This is a genomic window from Amycolatopsis sp. NBC_01488 (genome assembly GCF_036227105.1).
Taxonomy (GTDB): domain Bacteria; phylum Actinomycetota; class Actinomycetes; order Mycobacteriales; family Pseudonocardiaceae; genus Amycolatopsis.
The window spans coordinates 5,000,787-5,018,196 of record NZ_CP109434.1 but is presented as its reverse complement, the minus strand read 5'-3'; the positions used below and the strand labels follow the sequence as shown (position 1 = coordinate 5,018,196).

At 72.1% G+C, this 17,410-nt stretch carries 18 protein-coding genes and 1 riboswitch; of the genes, 7 read left to right on the top strand and 11 right to left on the bottom strand.

The features are described from left to right. Positions 1–78: 78 nt before the first annotated feature. The 3 genes from OG738_RS24205 (at position 79) to OG738_RS24195 (ending at position 3,008) form a co-directional block, all read left to right on the top strand. Entirely contained in the window at positions 79–1,845 is a 1,767-nt protein-coding gene (locus tag OG738_RS24205) for a family 20 glycosylhydrolase (protein WP_329044296.1), read from the top strand. A gap of 115 nt (positions 1,846–1,960) precedes the next feature. Next, positions 1,961–2,407, top strand: a complete 447-nt coding sequence (locus OG738_RS24200) for a pyridoxamine 5'-phosphate oxidase family protein (protein WP_329044295.1) — start codon at positions 1,961–1,963, stop codon at positions 2,405–2,407. A 25-nt stretch (positions 2,408–2,432) separates the two neighbouring features. Further along, positions 2,433–3,008 carry a PH domain-containing protein gene (locus OG738_RS24195; RefSeq protein WP_329044293.1) on the top strand — a complete coding sequence of 192 codons (576 nt, stop codon included), beginning with the start codon at positions 2,433–2,435 and terminating at the stop codon, positions 3,006–3,008. Positions 3,009–3,015: 7 nt separating this feature from the next. On the opposite strand, the gene OG738_RS24190 is transcribed toward OG738_RS24195, so the two are convergent. Continuing rightward, a complete protein-coding gene (locus OG738_RS24190; protein WP_329056818.1) occupies positions 3,016–3,585 on the bottom strand; it encodes a Uma2 family endonuclease in 570 nt (189 codons plus the stop codon). A gap of 131 nt (positions 3,586–3,716) precedes the next feature. Further along, positions 3,717–5,567, bottom strand: a complete 1,851-nt coding sequence (gene lepA, locus OG738_RS24185; RefSeq protein WP_329044292.1) for a translation elongation factor 4 — start codon at positions 5,565–5,567, stop codon at positions 3,717–3,719. A gap of 115 nt (positions 5,568–5,682) precedes the next feature. Here lepA and OG738_RS24180 point away from each other — a divergent pair, with 115 nt between their 5' ends. After that, positions 5,683–6,303: a class I SAM-dependent methyltransferase gene (locus OG738_RS24180; RefSeq protein WP_329044291.1), complete on the top strand. Its 621-nt coding sequence runs from the start codon at positions 5,683–5,685 to the stop codon at positions 6,301–6,303. Here the strand turns inward: OG738_RS24180 and OG738_RS24175 are convergent. Beyond that, entirely contained in the window at positions 6,300–6,674 is a 375-nt protein-coding gene (locus OG738_RS24175) for a VOC family protein (protein ID WP_329044290.1), read from the bottom strand. The genes OG738_RS24180 and OG738_RS24175 overlap by 4 nt on opposite strands. Positions 6,675–6,697: 23 nt before the next feature. After that, the gene (locus OG738_RS24170) at positions 6,698–7,561 is read right to left on the bottom strand and encodes a DMT family transporter (RefSeq protein WP_329044288.1); all 864 of its coding nucleotides are present in this window, start codon (positions 7,559–7,561) and stop codon (positions 6,698–6,700) included. A gap of 331 nt (positions 7,562–7,892) precedes the next feature. Here OG738_RS24170 and rpsT point away from each other — a divergent pair, with 331 nt between their 5' ends. Continuing rightward, positions 7,893–8,153 carry a 30S ribosomal protein S20 gene (rpsT, locus tag OG738_RS24165; protein WP_013228460.1) on the top strand — a complete coding sequence of 87 codons (261 nt, stop codon included), beginning with the start codon at positions 7,893–7,895 and terminating at the stop codon, positions 8,151–8,153. Positions 8,154–8,393: 240 nt separating this feature from the next. Here the strand turns inward: rpsT and holA are convergent, their stop codons facing one another. Beyond that, positions 8,394–9,374 (bottom strand): DNA polymerase III subunit delta, encoded by a 981-nt coding sequence (gene holA, locus OG738_RS24160; protein ID WP_329044285.1) that lies wholly within the window; start codon positions 9,372–9,374, stop codon positions 8,394–8,396. Between the two features lie 136 nt (positions 9,375–9,510). After that, positions 9,511–9,644: riboswitch (SAM riboswitch) on the top strand. Positions 9,645–9,657: 13 nt separating this feature from the next. On the opposite strand from holA, the gene thrC reads away from it, so the two are divergent. Beyond that, on the top strand, positions 9,658–10,923 hold the full coding sequence (gene thrC, locus OG738_RS24155; RefSeq protein WP_329044284.1) for a threonine synthase: 1,266 nt from the start codon (positions 9,658–9,660) through the stop codon (positions 10,921–10,923). A gap of 115 nt (positions 10,924–11,038) precedes the next feature. After that, positions 11,039–11,548, top strand: coding sequence for a DUF4231 domain-containing protein (locus tag OG738_RS24150; RefSeq protein ID WP_329044282.1), 510 nt, complete (start codon positions 11,039–11,041; stop codon positions 11,546–11,548). Positions 11,549–11,553: 5 nt separating this feature from the next. Here the strand turns inward: OG738_RS24150 and OG738_RS24145 are convergent, their stop codons facing one another. From OG738_RS24145 to rsfS, 6 genes are all read right to left on the bottom strand, one after another. Further along, on the bottom strand, positions 11,554–13,935 hold the full coding sequence (locus tag OG738_RS24145; protein WP_329044280.1) for a ComEC/Rec2 family competence protein: 2,382 nt from the start codon (positions 13,933–13,935) through the stop codon (positions 11,554–11,556). Further along, positions 13,932–14,651, bottom strand: a complete 720-nt coding sequence (locus tag OG738_RS24140) for a ComEA family DNA-binding protein (protein ID WP_329044278.1) — start codon at positions 14,649–14,651, stop codon at positions 13,932–13,934. The genes OG738_RS24145 and OG738_RS24140 overlap by 4 nt, the downstream gene beginning before the upstream one ends. 157 nt (positions 14,652–14,808) lie before the next feature. Further along, positions 14,809–15,666 (bottom strand): DegV family protein, encoded by an 858-nt coding sequence (locus OG738_RS24135; RefSeq protein WP_329044276.1) that lies wholly within the window; start codon positions 15,664–15,666, stop codon positions 14,809–14,811. Positions 15,667–15,670: 4 nt separating this feature from the next. Then, the gene (gene octT, locus OG738_RS24130; protein WP_329044274.1) at positions 15,671–16,399 is read right to left on the bottom strand and encodes a diglucosylglycerate octanoyltransferase; all 729 of its coding nucleotides are present in this window, start codon (positions 16,397–16,399) and stop codon (positions 15,671–15,673) included. A 3-nt stretch (positions 16,400–16,402) separates the two neighbouring features. Beyond that, on the bottom strand, positions 16,403–17,017 hold the full coding sequence (locus OG738_RS24125; protein WP_329044273.1) for a histidine phosphatase family protein: 615 nt from the start codon (positions 17,015–17,017) through the stop codon (positions 16,403–16,405). Beyond that, positions 17,014–17,409, bottom strand: coding sequence for a ribosome silencing factor (gene rsfS, locus OG738_RS24120; RefSeq protein ID WP_003067112.1), 396 nt, complete (start codon positions 17,407–17,409; stop codon positions 17,014–17,016). Before rsfS ends, OG738_RS24125 begins: the two co-directional genes overlap by 4 nt. Position 17,410 lies beyond the last annotated feature (1 nt).

Sequence of the window (17,410 nt, the reverse complement as noted above, 5' to 3'; positions counted from 1 at the left end):
TAGACCACCGCGGCCGGAAATGCGACGATCCGGGCAGGTGCGACGGCGATGTCGCGCCCTTCCCGCAGGAGGTCCCCGGTGAAGACACCCCTCGCGCGGCGCGCCGGTCGCGCCCTCGCCGTGCTGGCCCTGGTCGGCGCCAGTACCACCGCCGCCCAGCTCACCCCGGCCGCGGCGGCGACACCGGCGCTGCAGTCGATCGTGCCCGTGCCGGCGTCGGTGACCCCGGCGGCCGGCGTCGCCTTCCCGCTGGTTTCGACGACGAAGATCGTCACCGAAGCCGGATCGGCGCCGGCCAAGGACGTCGGCACCTACCTGGCCGGCGTGTTGCGGCCGTCGACCGGCTTCGCGCTGCCGGTCTCCGACGCTCCGGCGTCCGTACCGGCCGACAGCGTCGCGCTGCTGCTGAGCGGAGCGCCCGCGTCGGTCGGCACGCAGGGCTACCAGCTGGTGTCGACGGCGTCTTCGGTCACAGTGCGGGCGTCGACCGCCGACGGGCTCTTCGCGGGCGTCCAGACGCTGCGGCAGATGCTGCCCGGGCGGGTGGAAAGCCCCACCGCCCAGGCCGGCCCGTGGAGCATCCCGGGCGCGACGATCGTGGACTACCCGCGGTTCGCTTACCGCGGCGCGATGCTCGACGTCGCGCGGCACTTCCAGCCGGTGTCGACGGTCAAGCGGTACCTCGACGAGCTCGCCCAGTACAAGATCAACAGCCTGCACCTGGCCGACGACCAGGGCTGGCGCATCCAGATCGACAGCTGGCCCCGCCTGACGTCAGTCGGCGGCAGCACGCAGGTCGGCGGCGGCGCGGGCGGGTACTACACGAAGGCGCAGTACACGGACATCGTGAACTACGCGGCTTCGCGCCACATCACGGTCATCCCCGAGATCGACATGCCGGGCCACGTGAACGCGGCGCTGGCGTCGTACGCGGAGCTGAACTGCAACGGCGTGGCGCCCGCCCTGCGGACGGACACGGCGGTCGGCTACAGCTCGCTGTGCATCTCGAAGGACATCACGTACACGTTCATCGCGGACGTCCTGCGCGAGCTGGCGGCGTTGACGCCCGGCCCGTACCTCCACATCGGCGGCGACGAGGCCTCGTCGACCTCGGCGGCCGACTACTTGACGTTCGAGAACAAGGTGCTCCCCCTGGTGGCGGCGACCGGCAAGTCCGTGGTGGGCTGGCACGACATCGCGAAGGCTGCTCTGCCCGCTTCGGCGACCCCGCAGTTCTGGGGGACGTCCACGTCGGACGCGGGCGTGTCGACAGCGGTTTCCCGCGGCAGCAAGGTGATCCTCTCGCCGGCGAACAAGGCGTACCTGGACATGAAGTACAACAGCTCGACCCCGATCGGCCTGTCGTGGGCGGGCTACATCGAGGTCCAGGACGCGTACGGCTGGAACCCGGGCGCGTACCTGTCGGGCGTCGGCGAGTCCGCGGTCCGCGGAGTGGAGTCACCGCTGTGGACGGAAACGGTGACGACGCCGTCGGACATCGACTACCTCGCGTTCCCCCGGCTGGCCGCGCACGCGGAGCTGGGCTGGTCCCCGTGGTCGACCCACGACTGGACGGCGTTCCGCACGCGGCTGGGCGCACAGGCCCCGCGCTGGGTGGCGCAGTCGATCAACTTCTACCGGTCGGCGCAGGTTGCCTGGGACACGGGCGGAACGACGAACCCGGGCTCGTGCGCGGATCCGGAGTGGAGCGCTTCGCAGGTGTACACGGGCGGGAACGTGGTGTCCCACAACGGCCACAAGTGGACCGCGAAGTGGTGGACCCAGGGCGAGGAACCAGGAACAACGGGCGAGTGGGGCGTCTGGACCGACAACGGCGCCTGCTGAGTGCCGGCCGGGCCTGCCGCGTGGCGGGCCCGGCTCCGGCTGTGCGGACGGTGAACACCGCACTTCGTCCGGTGAATCCGGAACACGCGGTTCGCCCGCCGGGTTAGGTTGGGGCATGAGCGTTGATCTGGAGCAGGTTCGCACGCTGTCGCTGCAGGAGAACGGCCTGGCCACCATCGCCACGACGCGAGCCGACGGCACCGTTCACTCCTCCGTCGTCAACGCCGGCGTCTTCGAAGACCCGGTGACCGGCGCGCCGGGCGTGGCTTACGTCGCCATCGGGCGGGCGCACAAGCTCGCGCTGCTGCGGCGGGCCGGGCACGCCACCGTGACCTTCCGCCGCGGCTGGAACTGGGTCTCCGTCACCGGCGCCACCCACCTCGTCGGACCCGACGACCCCGATCCCGCCTTCGACCCCGCGGGCCTGCCGAAGCTGCTGCGCGACGTCTTCGTCGCCGCCACCGGCACGCACGACGACTGGGACGAGTACGACCGCGTGATGGCCGAAGAGCGGCGGGTCGCGGTGTTCGTCACAGCGGACCGGATAATCGGCAACCCCTGACCCGCCCGGCCCCAGGAGTCGACCGTTGTCCGAGTCCCCCACCCGCGTCACGACGCCCGTGAAGGTCCTGCTCGGTGTGCTCGCCGTCGCCGATGCCGGCTTCGGGGCCGCGCTCGCCCTGCGCCTGGTGCGCGACCTGTCTCCGTGGCTGATCGGCGGCGCCTACGCGGCGACCGTGGTCATCGCCGTCCTCGGCTACCGCGCATCCCGGGCCCGCATGCTGAAGCGCGGCTTCGAAGGCCTCCGCGACCTCACCGTCGGCGACGAAGGCGTCCGTGTGCCCGCGGGCACGCTCAGCACGCGGCTGGTGCCGTGGTCGCAGATCGCCGATGTCAACGCTCGCCGTTCGGCCCGCTTCGGTGACGGCTACCTGCGCGACGCGCTCTGGCTCGATCTGATCACCGGCGGGGGCGTCGAGAGCTCGGTGCAGCGGTACGCACCGCGCGGCAAGCTCGAACCGGCGCCGCCGCACCGACGGCAGTTCGAGCAGACGGCGATCCTCGACCCGGTCCTGTTCGACGCCGTGGTCGACCGGCTGCGGAAGGAGCTGCGCCACCGTCAGTTGCACGCTCAGCTCCGCGGCACGCCTCGAATCCGCTGATTGGCGGTCAGCCGAGCCGGCCCAGCAGCTCCTTCGGCACGATCCGCACCGGGAACGGCCGCTCGACCTCCAGGACCTCGTCGCCTGCTGCCTTGGCCACCTGCTGGTAGTGCCCCTCCTCGTCCAGCTCGAACACGGTCAGCGCGGGTTCCCCCGGATCGATCACCCAGTAGCTGGGCGTGCCGAGCCGCTCGTAGACCGGCTTCTTGAGGTTCAGGTCGTAGATCGCCGTACTGGGCGACAGTACTTCGACGGCCAGCACCGGCGGCGCCGGGAGATCCTTCTCGGTGAAGTCTTCGTCCCGGCCGACCAGGACATCCGGCTGCAGCTCCGTATCGTCACCCGGGTGCACCGCGAACGGCGCGACGAGTACGTCGTACTCGGAAGGGCACGCGTCCTCGAGGACTCTCCAGAGTTTCACCACGATCTTCTGGTGTCTTCTTCCCGGCGCGGGGCTCGCGATGAGCACCCCGTCGATGAGTTCACGGCGTCGGCCATCGTCCGGCATCCCCTCGAGGTCGTGCACCGTCAGGGGGCCCGAATCGGCGGGATGCTCGATGTCTGCCATGACCGTCATGGTGCTCTCCTTTCGCTCTTGCACCAGAGCAAACCAGAGAGCACCGACAGAAACCGCATCGAACACCGGCTCGGCGTCCATATTCACGCGGAGGCGTGAATATGGACGCCGCTGTCACATCAATGGAACACTTACTTCTTGTTCTTCCCGGAGTCCTCAGTGGACAGTGCGGCGACGAACGCCTCCTGCGGAACTTCGACCCGGCCCACGGTCTTCATCCGCTTCTTGCCTTCCTTCTGCTTCTCCAGCAGCTTGCGCTTCCGCGAAATGTCACCGCCGTAGCACTTGGCCAGCACGTCCTTGCGGATCGCGCGGATCGTTTCACGCGCGATGATCCGGGCGCCGATGGCCGCCTGGATCGGCACCTCGAAGTTCTGCCGCGGAATCAGCTCGCGGAGCCGGTTCACCATGCGGTTGCCGTAGTTGTAGGCGTCATCCTTGTGCACGATCGCGGAGAACGCGTCCACGCCCTCGCCCTGCAAGAGGATGTCCACCTTGACCAGGTCCGCCGCCTGCGTGCCGGCCTCTTCGTAGTCCAGCGACGCGTAGCCGCGCGTACGCGACTTCAGCGTGTCGAAGAAGTCGAAGATGATCTCGCCCAGCGGCATGTTGTACCGCAGCTCGACGCGGTCCTCGGACAGGTAGTCCATGCCGAGCAGCTGGCCGCGCTTGTTCTGGCACAGCTCCATGATCGTGCCGATGAACTCCGCCGGCGCCAGGATGCTGACCTTGCTGACCGGCTCGAGCACCTTGTCGATCTTGCTGCCGGTCGGCCAGTCCGACGGGTTGGTGACGTGGATTTCCTTGCCGTCGTCCAGCACCACGTCGTAGACGACGTTCGGCGCCGTCGAGATCAGGTCGAGGCCGAACTCGCGCTCGAGCCGGTCGCGCGTGATCTCCAGGTGCAGCAGGCCGAGGAAGCCGCAGCGGAAGCCGAAGCCCAGCGCCACCGACGTCTCCGGCTCGTAGTCGAGCGCCGCGTCGTTGAGCTGGAGCTTGTCGAGCGCCTCGCGCAGCTCGGGGTAGTCGGAGCCGTCCACCGGATACAGTCCGGAATAGACCATCGGCTTCGGCTCGCGGTAGCCCGCCAGCGCTTCCTTGGCGCCGTGGCGCTCGGACGTCACCGTGTCGCCGACCTTCGACTGCCGGACGTCCTTCACGCCGGTGATCAGGTAGCCGACCTCGCCGACGCCGAGTCCCTTGCTGGGCTTGGGTTCCGGCGAGATGATGCCGACCTCGAGCAGCTCGTGCGTGGCGCCGGTCGACATCATCCTGATCTTCTCGCGCGGCGTGATCTTGCCGTCGACGACGCGGATGTAGGTGACGACGCCGCGGTAGGTGTCGTACACCGAGTCGAAGATCATGGCGCGGGCCGGCGCGTCGGCGTCGCCCTGCGGCGCCGGGACCGACTTGACGACCTCGTCGAGCAGCTCGCCGACGCCCATGCCGGTCTTGGCCGAGACCCGCAGGACGTCTTCCGGCTCGCAGCCGATGATGTGGGCCAGCTCACCCGCGTACTTGTCGGGATCGGCCGAGGGCAGGTCGATCTTGTTGAGCACCGGGATGATCTGGAGGTTGTTCTCCAGCGCGAGGTACAGGTTGGCCAGCGTCTGGGCCTCGATCCCCTGCGCGGCGTCGACCAGCAGGACGGCGCCTTCGCACGCCTCCAGCGCCCGCGAGACCTCGTAGGTGAAGTCGACGTGGCCGGGGGTGTCGATCATGTGCAGGACGTGGTCCTGCCCGTCGACCTTCCAGGGCAGCCGGACGTTCTGCGCCTTGATCGTGATCCCGCGCTCGCGTTCGATGTCCATCCGGTCGAGGTACTGAGCGCGCATGGCCCGCTCTTCCACGACGCCGGTGAGCTGCAGCATGCGGTCGGCCAGGGTGGACTTGCCGTGGTCGATGTGCGCGATGATGCAGAAGTTCCGGATCAGCTCCGGAGGCGTGAAGGTGGTGTCGGCGAACTTGTTGAGCGCTGTCACTCGAATGAGTCCTCGGAAAGTCGGGGATGGCCACCTCTATCCTCCCACGGCCCTCCGGGTGCGGGTGGGGGTCATCCCCGATGCGGGGTTCCGCGATCCGTGGTGCCCTCGAAGGATGAGCACTTCGCGCCAGCCGGCACCCCCTCCCCCGCCGGAGACCAGCGGCTTCGCCCGCGTCCTCGACCGGACGTTCGGTCACCCGTCCGGACCGCTCGGCCGCCTCGGCGGCTGGGTGATGGCACGGGGCAACGCCGCCACCGAGCAGCGGATCGTCGACCTGGCCCGGATCGAGCCGGACGAGACCGTCCTGGTCGTCGGCCCCGGTCCCGGCGTCGGCCTGGCCGCCGCCGCGCGGCTGGCCGGGCGCGCCATCGGCGTCGATCCCTCGCCCGAGATGCTCGGGCTCTGCCGGGAGCGCTGCGGCGACCGCGCCGAGCTGCGCGAAGGGTCGGCCGCGCACGTCGGCGAGCCCGACGGGTCCGTCGACGTCGTGCTGAGCGTCAACAACGTGATGCTCTGGGACGACCGCGCGGCCGGGTTCACCGAGCTGGCCCGGGTGCTGCGCCCCGGCGGACGGCTGCTGCTGTCCGCGCACGAGAAGTGGCTGCCCGTGAGCAGGCACGTCCTGGCCGACGAAGCCGCCGAAGCGGGCTTCGCCGACCTGCAGACCTGGACCTGGGACCCGCCCGGCTTCGCCGCGCTCGCCGCGCAGTTGCGCGCCGTCAAGCCCGCCTAACGGGTGTCCGTCCGCATCGGGTGGCCCTCGGGCACCTCGACCAGCACGATGCGCGTGCCGTCCGGGTCGGCGATCCAGGCCTCGTCGAGGCCCCAGGGCTCGCGCTGGGCGTCGCGCACCGGTTCCCAGCCCTTCGCCTTCAGGTCGGCCATGGTGCCGGCCAGGTCCCGGACCTGCAGCCAGAGCGCCAGGTCGGGCGACGAGCCCGTCTCGCCCCGGCCGGACACCTCCAGGGAGCCGTGGCCGAGGAAGAACACCGTGCCGCCGGGGAACTCACGCTCCACGGCCAGGCCGAGGGTGTCGCGGTAGAACGCCGTCGTCGCGTCGACGTCGCGCGGGCGGATCAGCAGCCGGCTCTTCAGGACTTCCATCCGACCATCCCTACCGGACGTGCTCAGGCGGCCGCAATCGCGGCGATGCCGGACAACACGATCACCGACCCGGTGAGCCGCCGCGCGGCGTCGCGCTCCCCCAGCACCAGCCAGCCGGCGAGGCCGCCGAGCACGATGCTCAGCTCCCGGGCGGGCGCGACCAGGCTGACCGGCGCCATCGTGAGGGCGAACAGCACGAGGATGTACGCGACCGGCGACAGCAGCCCGACGACCAGCACCTCGCGACGCTGCTCACGCCAGATCCGCGTCACCTCGGCACGGCCGGCCAGGGCGCCGGGCACGAGCAGCACGCTCTGCAGGACCGAGCCGAGCCCGAAGTAGACGACGGGCGGCACGCCGAGGCCGGTCACCGAGTGGGCGTCCCAGAGGGTGTAGCCGGCGATGACGGCGCCGGTCAGGAGCCCGTAGAGGACGCCGGCCTTGACCGCCCGCGGGTCACCCGTCCTGCGGCCGGTGCTGATCACCAGCACCCCGGCGATGACCAGGAACGCGCCGAGCAGGCCGAGCGGGCCGGGCCGTTCGCCGAGCACCAGGACGGCGGCCAGCACGGACAGCAGCGGCCCGGTGCCGCGCGCGACCGGGTAGACGACGGAGAGGTCGCCGACGCGGTACCCGCGCTGCAGCACGATGCCGTAGCCGATGTGCAGCACCGACGTGACGACCGCGGCCACCAGCCAGCTCCACTGTGGACGTTCCGGCTCGACGACCAGCAGCACGACCGTCACCGGCAGGAGGACCACCGCCGAAGCCGTGTAGTAGAGCCAGACGAACTGGGCGCCCCCGGAGGAGATCCGCTTGGCGGCGAGGTTCCACGCGGCGTGCACGACGGCCGCGATGAGGACGAAGGACAAGGCGGTGGTGTTCATGGGACCCCTTCGGGTTTTCGCGCGCGCGAAAACCGGGTCCTCCAGGCTTTTGCCCCGTCAGATGAACGACCGGCCGTCCGGGCCTGCCGATGGTGCCGCTCGGACCAGGCCCGCCGATCCTGGTTGGGTGAAGCGGGGTGCGCGGACCGGTGACGGAACCCTAGGCACTGCCGTCACCCACGGTACTCCCGGCTCCGGACGTCCGCGGCCCGGCTGTTAGAGTCATCGCTCGCTGCCCGTGCGGCATTCCGTCATGGAGGAAACCCGCTCTCCGGAGTGGGGCCACTTCAGCGCGGCGGCGAATCTCACCGAGTGAAACAGGAGTTGCCCGATGGCCAACATCAAGTCGCAGATCAAGCGCATCACGACGAACGAGAAGGCGCGTCAGCGCAACCAGGCGATCCGGTCCTCGGTGAAGACCGCGATCCGCAAGGTCCGCGAAGCCGCCGAGGCCGGCGACAAGGCCAAGGCCGTCGAGCTGCAGCGCGACGCCGCCCAGAAGCTGGACAAGGCCGTCTCGAAGGGCGTCATCCACGCCAACCAGGCCGCCAACAAGAAGTCGGCGCTGGCCAAGCGCGTCAACGCGCTCTGAGCTGGTTGATTTCTGGGAAAGCCCCGGCTTCGGCCGGGGCTTTCTTCATGTCCGGGTGCTTCGCGCAGTGGGTTCGGTGCTGCGGGTCGGCGGTCGCTCGCGGGGCGCGCCGGTAAGTGATGGGTACCGCAAGTCTCGCGGGCACACATCCGGTGGCGGCGGGCACCGCAAGTCTCGCGGGCACACATCCGGTCGCGCATCCGGTCGCGGTAGGCACCGCGAGTTCCGCCTGCCGCGGCGTCAGCGGTCGCCCTTGGCGGCCGCCACCTCCAGGACCGCGCGCTCCAGCGCGTAGCCCGGGTCCGCAGCCACACCCTTGACCTCGGCGTTCAGCCTCGCCACCACGCGCATCGCCGTGGCCAGGCCGTCCTGGTTCCAGCCGCGGGACTGGCCCTGGGCCTTGCGGACCTTCCACGGCGGCATGCCCAGCTCGCCCGCCAGCTGGTTCGGGTTGCCGCGGCCCGCGCCCGAGACCCGGGCGATCGTGCGGACCGCATCGGCCAGTGCGTCCGCGACCAGGACGTGCGGGACGCCCAGCTGCATGGCCCAGCGCAGCGACTCCAGCGCCGCCGAACGGTCGCCGCTCACCGCCTTCTCCGCGACCGCGAAGCCGGTCACGTCCGCGCGGCCGCGGTGGTACCGGCGGACCGCCTCGGCGTCGACGTTCCCGCCCGCGTCCGCCACCAGCTGCGTCGCCGCCGAGGAGAGTTCTCGCAGGTCAGAGCCCACGGCGTCGATCAACGCCGCGACCCCAGCCGGATCGATCTTGCCACCTGCCCGGCGCACCTCGTGCCGCACGAACTGCTCGCGCTCGGCCGGCTTGGTCAGCTTCGGGCACTCCGTCACCTCGGCGCCGGCCTTCTTCAGCGCCGCCGGGAGCGTCTTGCCCGCCTTGCTGCGGCCGCCACCGGTGTGCACGATGACCAGCACGACGCCGTCCGCGGGGTCCTTCAGGTAGGACGCGACGGCGTCGGCCAGCTCCTGCGAGATGTCCTGCGCCGACTCCAGGACGATCACGCGGCCCTCGCTGAACAGCGACGGGCTGACGAGTTCGGCCAGCTCCGGGGCTGTGAGATCCGACACCCGGACGCGAGTCAGCTCGGCCGTGGCGTCGATCGCGCGGGACGCGGCGAGCGTGTCGCGGACGGCGCGCTCGATCAGCAGTTCTTCCTCACCCAGGACCAGGTGCAGCGGGGCCGGGGCGGTGGCTTGCGCGGTCACGGGAGAATCCTCTCACTTGCGCTGTCGTGCGCCCGCTCCGGTGATGTCGAGCGGCCACCATGGCACGGCGTGAGCGCCATGTCGTACGGTGTCCTCGAGGCAGCGCGCCGATCGGCGCGCGCCGACAACCGAATACCGCTCATCCAGAGGGGCAGAGGGAACGGCCCGACGAAGCCCCGGCAACCGGCGTACAGCCCGTCATCCCGCGATCGCGGGGTAGCTGACGACCACGGTGCCAATTCCGGCCCGCTTCGGCGGGGCAGATGAGGAAAGGAACCTCGCGATGACCGCCACCCTCGGAACGACCTCCGCCACGAAGACCCCGGATCTCGGACCGGCCGTCGAACTGGTGTCGAAGGAAGAGGGCCACCGGCAGCCGCTCGCCCCCGAATTCGTCTCCGCCGAGGACTTCTCGCCGCTCGAGGTCGCCTACGACTTCGGCCGCGTCCGCCGCGAAGACATCGAGGCCGGCCCCAAGAACATCTGGCGCTACAAGAAGCTCCTCCCGGTTCCGTCCAACGTCGAAGAGATCCCGAACACCGAGCCCGGCGCGACCCGGCTGATCCGCGCCGACCGCCTCGCCAAGGAGCTCGGCCTCAAGCGCGTGTGGGTCAAGGACGACACCGGCAACCCGACGCACTCGTTCAAGGACCGCGTGGTCGCCGTCGCACTGGCCGCGGCCCGCGAGTTCGGGTTCGAGGTGCTCGCGTGTCCCTCGACCGGCAACCTGGCCAACGCGACGGCCGCCGCCGCGGCCCGCGCGGGCTGGCGGTCGGTCGTGCTGATCCCGAAGACCCTCGAGCGCGCCAAGATCCTCACCACCGCGGTGTACGACGGCGACCTGATCGCCGTCGACGGCAACTACGACGACGTCAACCGCCTCGCCACCGAGCTGGCCGGCGAGCACCCGAAGTGGGCGTTCGTGAACGTGAACGTCCGGCCGTACTACTCGGAAGGCTCGAAGACGCTGGCCTTCGAGGTCGCCGAGCAGCTCGGCTGGCGCATCCCGCCGCAGATCGTCGTGCCGATCGCCTCCGGTTCGCAGCTGACCAAGGTGGACAAGGGTTTCCGCGAGCTGGGCCAGCTCGGTCTCGTGGATGCCGGCCCGTACAAGGTGTTCGGCGCGCAGGCCACCGGCTGCTCGCCGGTGTCGGCCGCGTTCCGCGCCGGCCAGGACGTGGTCCAGCCGGTGAAGCCGGACACGATCGCCCGCTCGCTGGCGATCGGCAACCCGGCCGACGGCCCGTACGTGCTCGACATCGTCAACCGCACCGGCGGCGCGATCGAGGACGTCACCGACGAAGAGGTCGTCGAAGGCATCCGGCTGCTGGCCCGCACCGAAGGCATCTTCACCGAGACCGCGGGCGGGGTCACCGTCGCGACGGCGAAGAAGCTCGTCCAGACGGGCAAGCTCGACCCGGACGCCGACACGGTCCTCCTGATCACCGGCGACGGCCTCAAGACCCTCGACGCGGTCGAGAACCACATCGGCCCGAAGGCGACCGTGCCGGCGTCCGCCAAGGCCGTGAACGAAGCGCTCGGCTACTGATGTCCTGGCCGGGGCGGGCCACGCGGCTCGCCCCGGCAACACCTCCTTTCCGCGCTCCCTGGGCCGCTAAGGTCGACACCCGCCAGGCGTCGGCGCGGTCCAGGAGGTTCGGGGTATGAAGTGGGCTGAGAACACGTCCGGCGATCTCGCCGAGCACTGGATGGTCACCGCCGAACGCGACGGCCGGGCCTTGCCGGTGACGGTCATCGCGAGATGGCGGTGGTACAAGAGAGGCGCCCGGCGAGACCGGCTGCGGTACGGCGTCATGGAAGTCGTCGCCCTCGTCGGCTCGGCCGCGATCCCGGTGGCCGCCGCCGCGCACCTCGACTCGGTGGTCATCGCCGCGCTGGGCGCCCTCGTCCTGATCGCCACCGGCATCCGGACCACGTTCGGCATGCACGAGAACTGGGTGGAGCACAGCCAGATCGGCTACGCGATCGAGCGTGAAGCCGCATTGTTCCTCCATTCGTCACCGCCTTACGACGGCCCGGACGCCGTCCGCGAGCTGGTCGCCCGCGTGGAAAACCTCGCCGACGAGGGTGGGCGCCAATGGGTCCGGCGCCGGATCACCGCCGAACGCGGCCGCCGAACCCAGGAGAGCGCCCCCCACCCCGCCGTCGAATGATCCGCTCAGCGGCGCGGCGGGCCGCGCGGCTCGCCCCGGCGGGCTACCGCCGGACCGGCCGGGTCGCCGACCACTGCCGTGTCACCGTCGACGTCGGTTCGGGTCACCAGGGCACCCAGCGCCGTCAACGTGTCCATTGTGGACTTACTCGGGTGGCCGTAGGTGTTGCCCGCGCCCACGCTCACCAACGCGACCCGTGGCGCCACGGCCGCCAGGAACGTCGGCAGCGAGTAGCGAGAGCCGTGGTGCGGAACCTTCAGTACGTCCGCCTTCAGGTTTCCGACGTCGGCCAGCAGGTCGGCCTGAGCCGCCAGTTCGACGTCGCCGGTCAGCAGCACCCGGCCGGCCGGGGTTTGCGCTCGCAGGACCACCGAGCTGTTGTTGATCGTCGTGCCGTCCTGCTGCCCGGCCGAGCGGGCCGGGACATAGCGCGGGCCGAGGACGTCGAGGGACAGCCCGGGCCACGCCAGCCGCTCCCCCGGGTTCAGCTCGACCAGCGGCACCGCCTGCCGCTTCGCCTCCGCGGCGACCTGGCGCCACGCCCACTCGGGCGCCCGGCCCGGGCCGACGGCGATCCCGCCGACCGCCCGGCCGTCGAAGACCGAGGCCAGGCCGCCGATGTGGTCCGCGTGCAGGTGGCTCAGCACCAGCAGCGGGATCCGGTCGACGGACAGCCGGTGCAGGCACTCGTCCACCGGCCCCGGCTCGGGCCCGGTGTCCACGACGACGGCGCGTCCCGGCTCCGCGGTCGCCAGCACGACCGCATCACCCTGCCCGACGTCGCACTCGACCATCGCCCAGTTCCGCGGTGGCCACGCCGGCGCCAGCACCCGGACCGGCACGAAGACCAGCAGCGCCCCGACGACCAGCACTGCCATGACCAGCCGCACGCGCCGGTGCCGGGCGGCCAGCACCAGCACCACGAGCACGGCCGCGGCGAGCAGCCCGCCCGTCCAGCCGCCGGGCCACGCGACGACGGCGCCAGGAGCCCGCGCGCCGTGCCGCGCCACCGTGATCAGCCACTCGGCCTCCGGTTCGGCCAGGTGCACCAGGACCGTCCCGGCACCCGGCCACCACGGGCCGACCACCGTCGCCAGCACGCCGAGCACCGTCGCCGGGGCCACCACCGGGGCGGCCAAGACGTTGGTCAGCACCGAAACCAGGCTCACCGAGCCCGCCATGCCCGCGAGGACCGGCGCCGTCACGAGGAACGCGGCCAGCGGGATCGCCAGGCCTTCGGCGAACCCCGGCGGGACGCCGCGGCGCACCAGGACGGCGGCCCAGCGGGGCGCGATCAGGACCAGCCCGGCCGTGGCGAACACCGACAGCGCGAACCCGAAGTCCGTCGCCATCGCCGGATCCGTCACCACCAGCAGGCACACCGCGAAAGCCAGTGCGGGCAACGCCGAGCCGCGCCGGCCCAGCGCCAGCGCCAGCAACGCGACCGCCGCCATCACCCCGGCGCGCAGCACGCTCGGCTCCGGCCCGACCAGGAGGAGGAACCCGGCCAGGCAGGCGCCCGCCAGCACCGCCGACAGCCGGGGCCCGAGCCGGAGCAAGCGCAGCAGGAGCAGGACCGCACCGCACGCCACGGCGAGGTTTCCCCCGCTGACGGCGGTCAGGTGCGTGAGCCCGGCGGTGACGAACTCCTGCTCGACCCGCGGCGACAACCCGCTCGTATCGCCCAGGACCAGCCCCGGCAGCAGGCCGGCGGGTTCCTCCGGCAGGTCCTGGCACCGGTCGTGGAGTCCGGTGCGCAGCTCGGCCGCGATCCGCTGCCACCACGGGGCCGGCCCGAGTTCGCCCGGCGGACCGCGCACGGACAGCACCGCGACGGTCAGGTCCGAGCCCCGCGGCGGCATCAGCAGCCCGGTCGCCGTCACGTCCTGGCCCGGCAGCAGCGACGCCCACTGCGCGACCGGGGCCAGCAGCAGGACGCGTCCGGACGACGTGACCGGCCGTCCGTCGACCGACGCCGTGCGGACGTCGGCGGTGAGCACCACCGACCGGGCACCGGCCTGCTGGCCGGCGTATCCGGCACTGCGCACGGGCTTCGGGCGCTCGGCGACGACGACCCGCACCGCCGCGGGGAGTCCCTCGGCCGAGGCCGCGCGAAGGTCGTCACGCTGTGCGTCCCGGATCCGCCAGGCGATCGGGCCGGCGGCGACCAGTCCCAGCACCAGCAGGGCCGCCGCCGCGCCGAGCGCCCGGCGACGCCCGCGCGCCCGCCAGAGCACCAGCCCGGCGAGCACCGCCGAGGCGAGGCCGACGGCGACGGCCGTCCACCAGCCCAGCAGCAGGCCGCCGAGGGCGGCGAGCCAGCACGTGAGCGCCGCCGGGACCAGCCGCATGTCCTGCCGGGTGTCGGTCGTGGGAAGTGTGCTCATCCGACCGTCACCTGCTCGCGAAGTTTTTCGAACTTGCTTTCTCCGATGCCTCCGACGTCGCGCAGTTGCTCGACCTTCGTGAAGCCGCCGTGCTCGGTGCGCCACTGGACGATCCGCTGGGCCGTCACCGCGCCGACGCCGGGCAGCGTGTCGAGCTGATCCGTGCTCGCCGCGTTGAGGTCGACCTTGCCGCCCGCCGGGGCACCGGCCGGCGCGGCGGCGGGCGCCGGGATCCCGACCGCGAGCTGCTCCCCGTCGGTCACCCGGCGGGCGAGGTTCAGCGCGGTCAGGTCCGCGCCGGGATCGGCGCCGCCCGCGGCCCGCAGGACGTCCGCGACCCGGGCGCCCTGGACCACGGTGACCAGGCCGGGCGACCGGACGCGGCCGATCACGCTGACGACGAGACCGGCCTGGGGTGCGGCCCGGGCCGTGGCCTCGCTCGCCGGTTTCGCACTCGGCAGCGCGGGTGGTGACTCAGGTGCCGGACGGCCGCCGAGGAGCGCGACCGAGCCGAGGACGATCACCACGACCGCCGCGGCGACCCCGGCGAACGCCCACCGGCGGCGGCCGGCACCGGCCGGTCCGCCCGGCAGCCAGCGCCGGACCAGCCGGCCGCCGGGCCCGACCGTGCTCGCGTCGGGCGAGAGCTGGTCGGCCAGCCAGGCGAGCCGGTCGTTGACGGGAGGGCCCGGATCCCGGGCGGGCTGCTCGAACACACGATCGACGTTAGGGCCCGCGGGAGGCGTCCGACAGGGGTGCCGCCGCGTTCTGTGGACAACCGGGGTGATGTGGACGGATCCACCCGGCCGGGCCCGGGAACGGCCGTTTCCGTCGTACCCGGGTGGCATGCTGGAGGGTTCGGCGCGCCCGCGGCTAGTGCCGGGACGGCACCGTCCGCTGGACGACCACCCCGAGCACCCCGGGCCCGGTGTGCGCCCCGATCACCGCGCCCAGCTCGGAGACCACGCAGCCCGCCGAGCGCGGCACGGCCTCCTCCAGCCGGTTCGCCAGCTCGACGGCCCGCTCCGGCGAGGCGAGGTGGTGGACGGCGAGCTCGACGTCGTCGTCCCGCGCGGCCTGGGCGGCCAGCTCGACCAGCCGCGCGAGCGCCCGGTTCATGGTGCGGACCTTCTCCAGCGGCAGGATCCGGCCTTCGGACATGTGCAGCACCGGCTTCACCGCCAGCGCCGTGCCGAGCAGCGCCGCCGCCGGCCCGATCCGGCCGCCGCGGCGCAGGTGTTCCAGGGTTTCCACGACGAACAGCGTCGACGAGCACCCGGCCGCGGTCACCGCCGCGGCCTCGGCTTCCGCCGCCGAAGCTCCGGCGGCCGCGGCGTCGGCGGCGTGCAGCGCGGCGAACCCGAGCCCCATCGCGGTGGTGCGCGAGTCGACCACGCGGATCCGGTCCGGCCCGACCTCCTGCGCCGCCAGCACCGCCGCTTCCCAGGTGCCCGACAGCTCGCGCGAGAGGTGCACCGAAACGATCGCGTCGGCGCCGTCGGCGAGCGCCGCGCGGTACTCCTTGACGAACTCCGTGGGCGTCGGCCGGGACGTCGTGACGATCTTGCGCTGGCTCATCGCCTCGGCGACCGCCGCCGGGCCGGTCTCGACGCCGTCGAGGGAAACCACGCCGTCGACCAGGACGTGCAGCGGCACCACCCGGACCGCGTGCCGTTCGGCGAAGCCCTCCGGCAGGTGGGCGGTGGAATCCGTGACTACGGCGACCGACACGCCGTCAGCCTACGTGGCCGGGGGCCGCCACCGGCGCCATCAACACGGACATCGCGTCGCCCACCGCGGCGTGTCCCTGCCAGCCCCAGTGCATGCCGTCCGGGTTGCCCTCGCCGCTCAGGACGTGCTCTCCGACAACGGCTTCGAGGTCGAGCAAGGGAACGTTCGCCCGCGCGCCCCACGCCGCCATCGCGGCCGCCGCGGCCGGGCGCGCGGTGTGGACGCCGCCGTACGCCGCGGCCCGGTGCACCGACGGCAGCATGCCGTAGATCGGCAGTTCGGGGCGCAGAACGCGCAACGCGTCCACGGCGGTGTCGAGGTACTGCACGGTGAGCTTGGCCGGTAGGACCACGGGACGGCCGCGGAACGCGATCGACAGCCGCGGCTGCGCGGCGAGGTAGGCCTTGCGCACGACGCGGCGCACGGGGTCGGGCCGCAGGTACTTCAGCCCGGTGCGCAGGTAGGTCGGCAACGGCGAGGGCAGCGTGTCCATGCTGCCGACCGCCAGCACGACCGCGTCGACGTGGTGCAGGTCGGCCCACACGCGCGGGTCGCCGGTCAGCGACCACCAGGCGTCCCGTGCGGTCCAGCCGATCCCGGCGACCAGGTCGGCGGTGCCGCCCAACGCCGCAGCGGCCACGTTGGGCCACAGCCGCGGCTCGTCCGCGGCGCAGGGTCCTTCCGGACCGTGAAAGCTCAGCGAATCGCCGAACACCAGCAGGCGGGGCCCCATCGGCTAGCCGTGCATCCCCGCGTTGTAGGCCTGCAGCCGCCACTTCCCGTCGCGCGCGCCCAGCTCGACCCAGTGGCAGTTCGAGATCCCGCCGAGCGACGGCCAAGTCTCCACCGGCAGGTTCAGCAGCCGCGCCGTCAGCGCCGTGATCAGCCCGCCGTGCGCGGCCAGCAGGACGGTGTCGCCCGCCGAAGAATTGGCCTGCTGCAGGTCGGTGACCACTTCGCTCGCGCGGTCGGCGACGTCGAGGCGGTTCTCCCCGCCCGGCGGCGCCCAGGTCGCGTCCTTGCGCCAGCGGTCGCGTTCACCCGGGTAGGCCGCGTCGACCTCCGCGCCGGTGAGCCCCTGCCATTCGCCGAGGTGCGTCTCGCGCAGCCGCTTGTCGATCCGCAGCGGGACGCCGATCGCGTCGGTGAGCACGGTGGCCGTGTCGGTGGCGCGGCGCAGGTCGGACGCGATGACGAGGTCCGGGGAGAACCGGGCCAGCGCGGGAACCGCGAACCGGGCCTGGTTCCAGCCGACCGGCGTCAGCGCCGAGTCGAGGTGACCCTGCATCCGCCCGGCGGCGTTGTAGTCCGTCTCGCCGTGGCGCCAGAGCACGAGCCGCCGCGGGCTCACGGGACGTCCGGGTCCTCGTCGGCGGGCGGCTCTTCGAGACCGGCCACCTCGATGCGGGGGCAGTCCTTCCACAGCCGCTCGAGGCCGTAGAACGTGCGCTCCTCGACGTGCTGGACGTGCACCACGACGTCGACGTAGTCGAGCAGGACCCAGCGGCCCTCACGGGCGCCTTCGCGGCGGACCGGCTTGTGGCCGCTCTCCCGCAGCTTCTCCTCGACGTTGTCGACGATGGCGCCGACCAGGCGCTCGTTGGACGCGGAGGCGATGACGAAGGCGTCGGTGATGACGAGCTGCTCGGACACGTCCAGCACGACGACGTCGCTGGCCTTCTTGTCCGCCGCCGCGTGTGCGGCCGCTACGGCCAGCTCTCGTGCCTCGGACGTGGCTGCCACG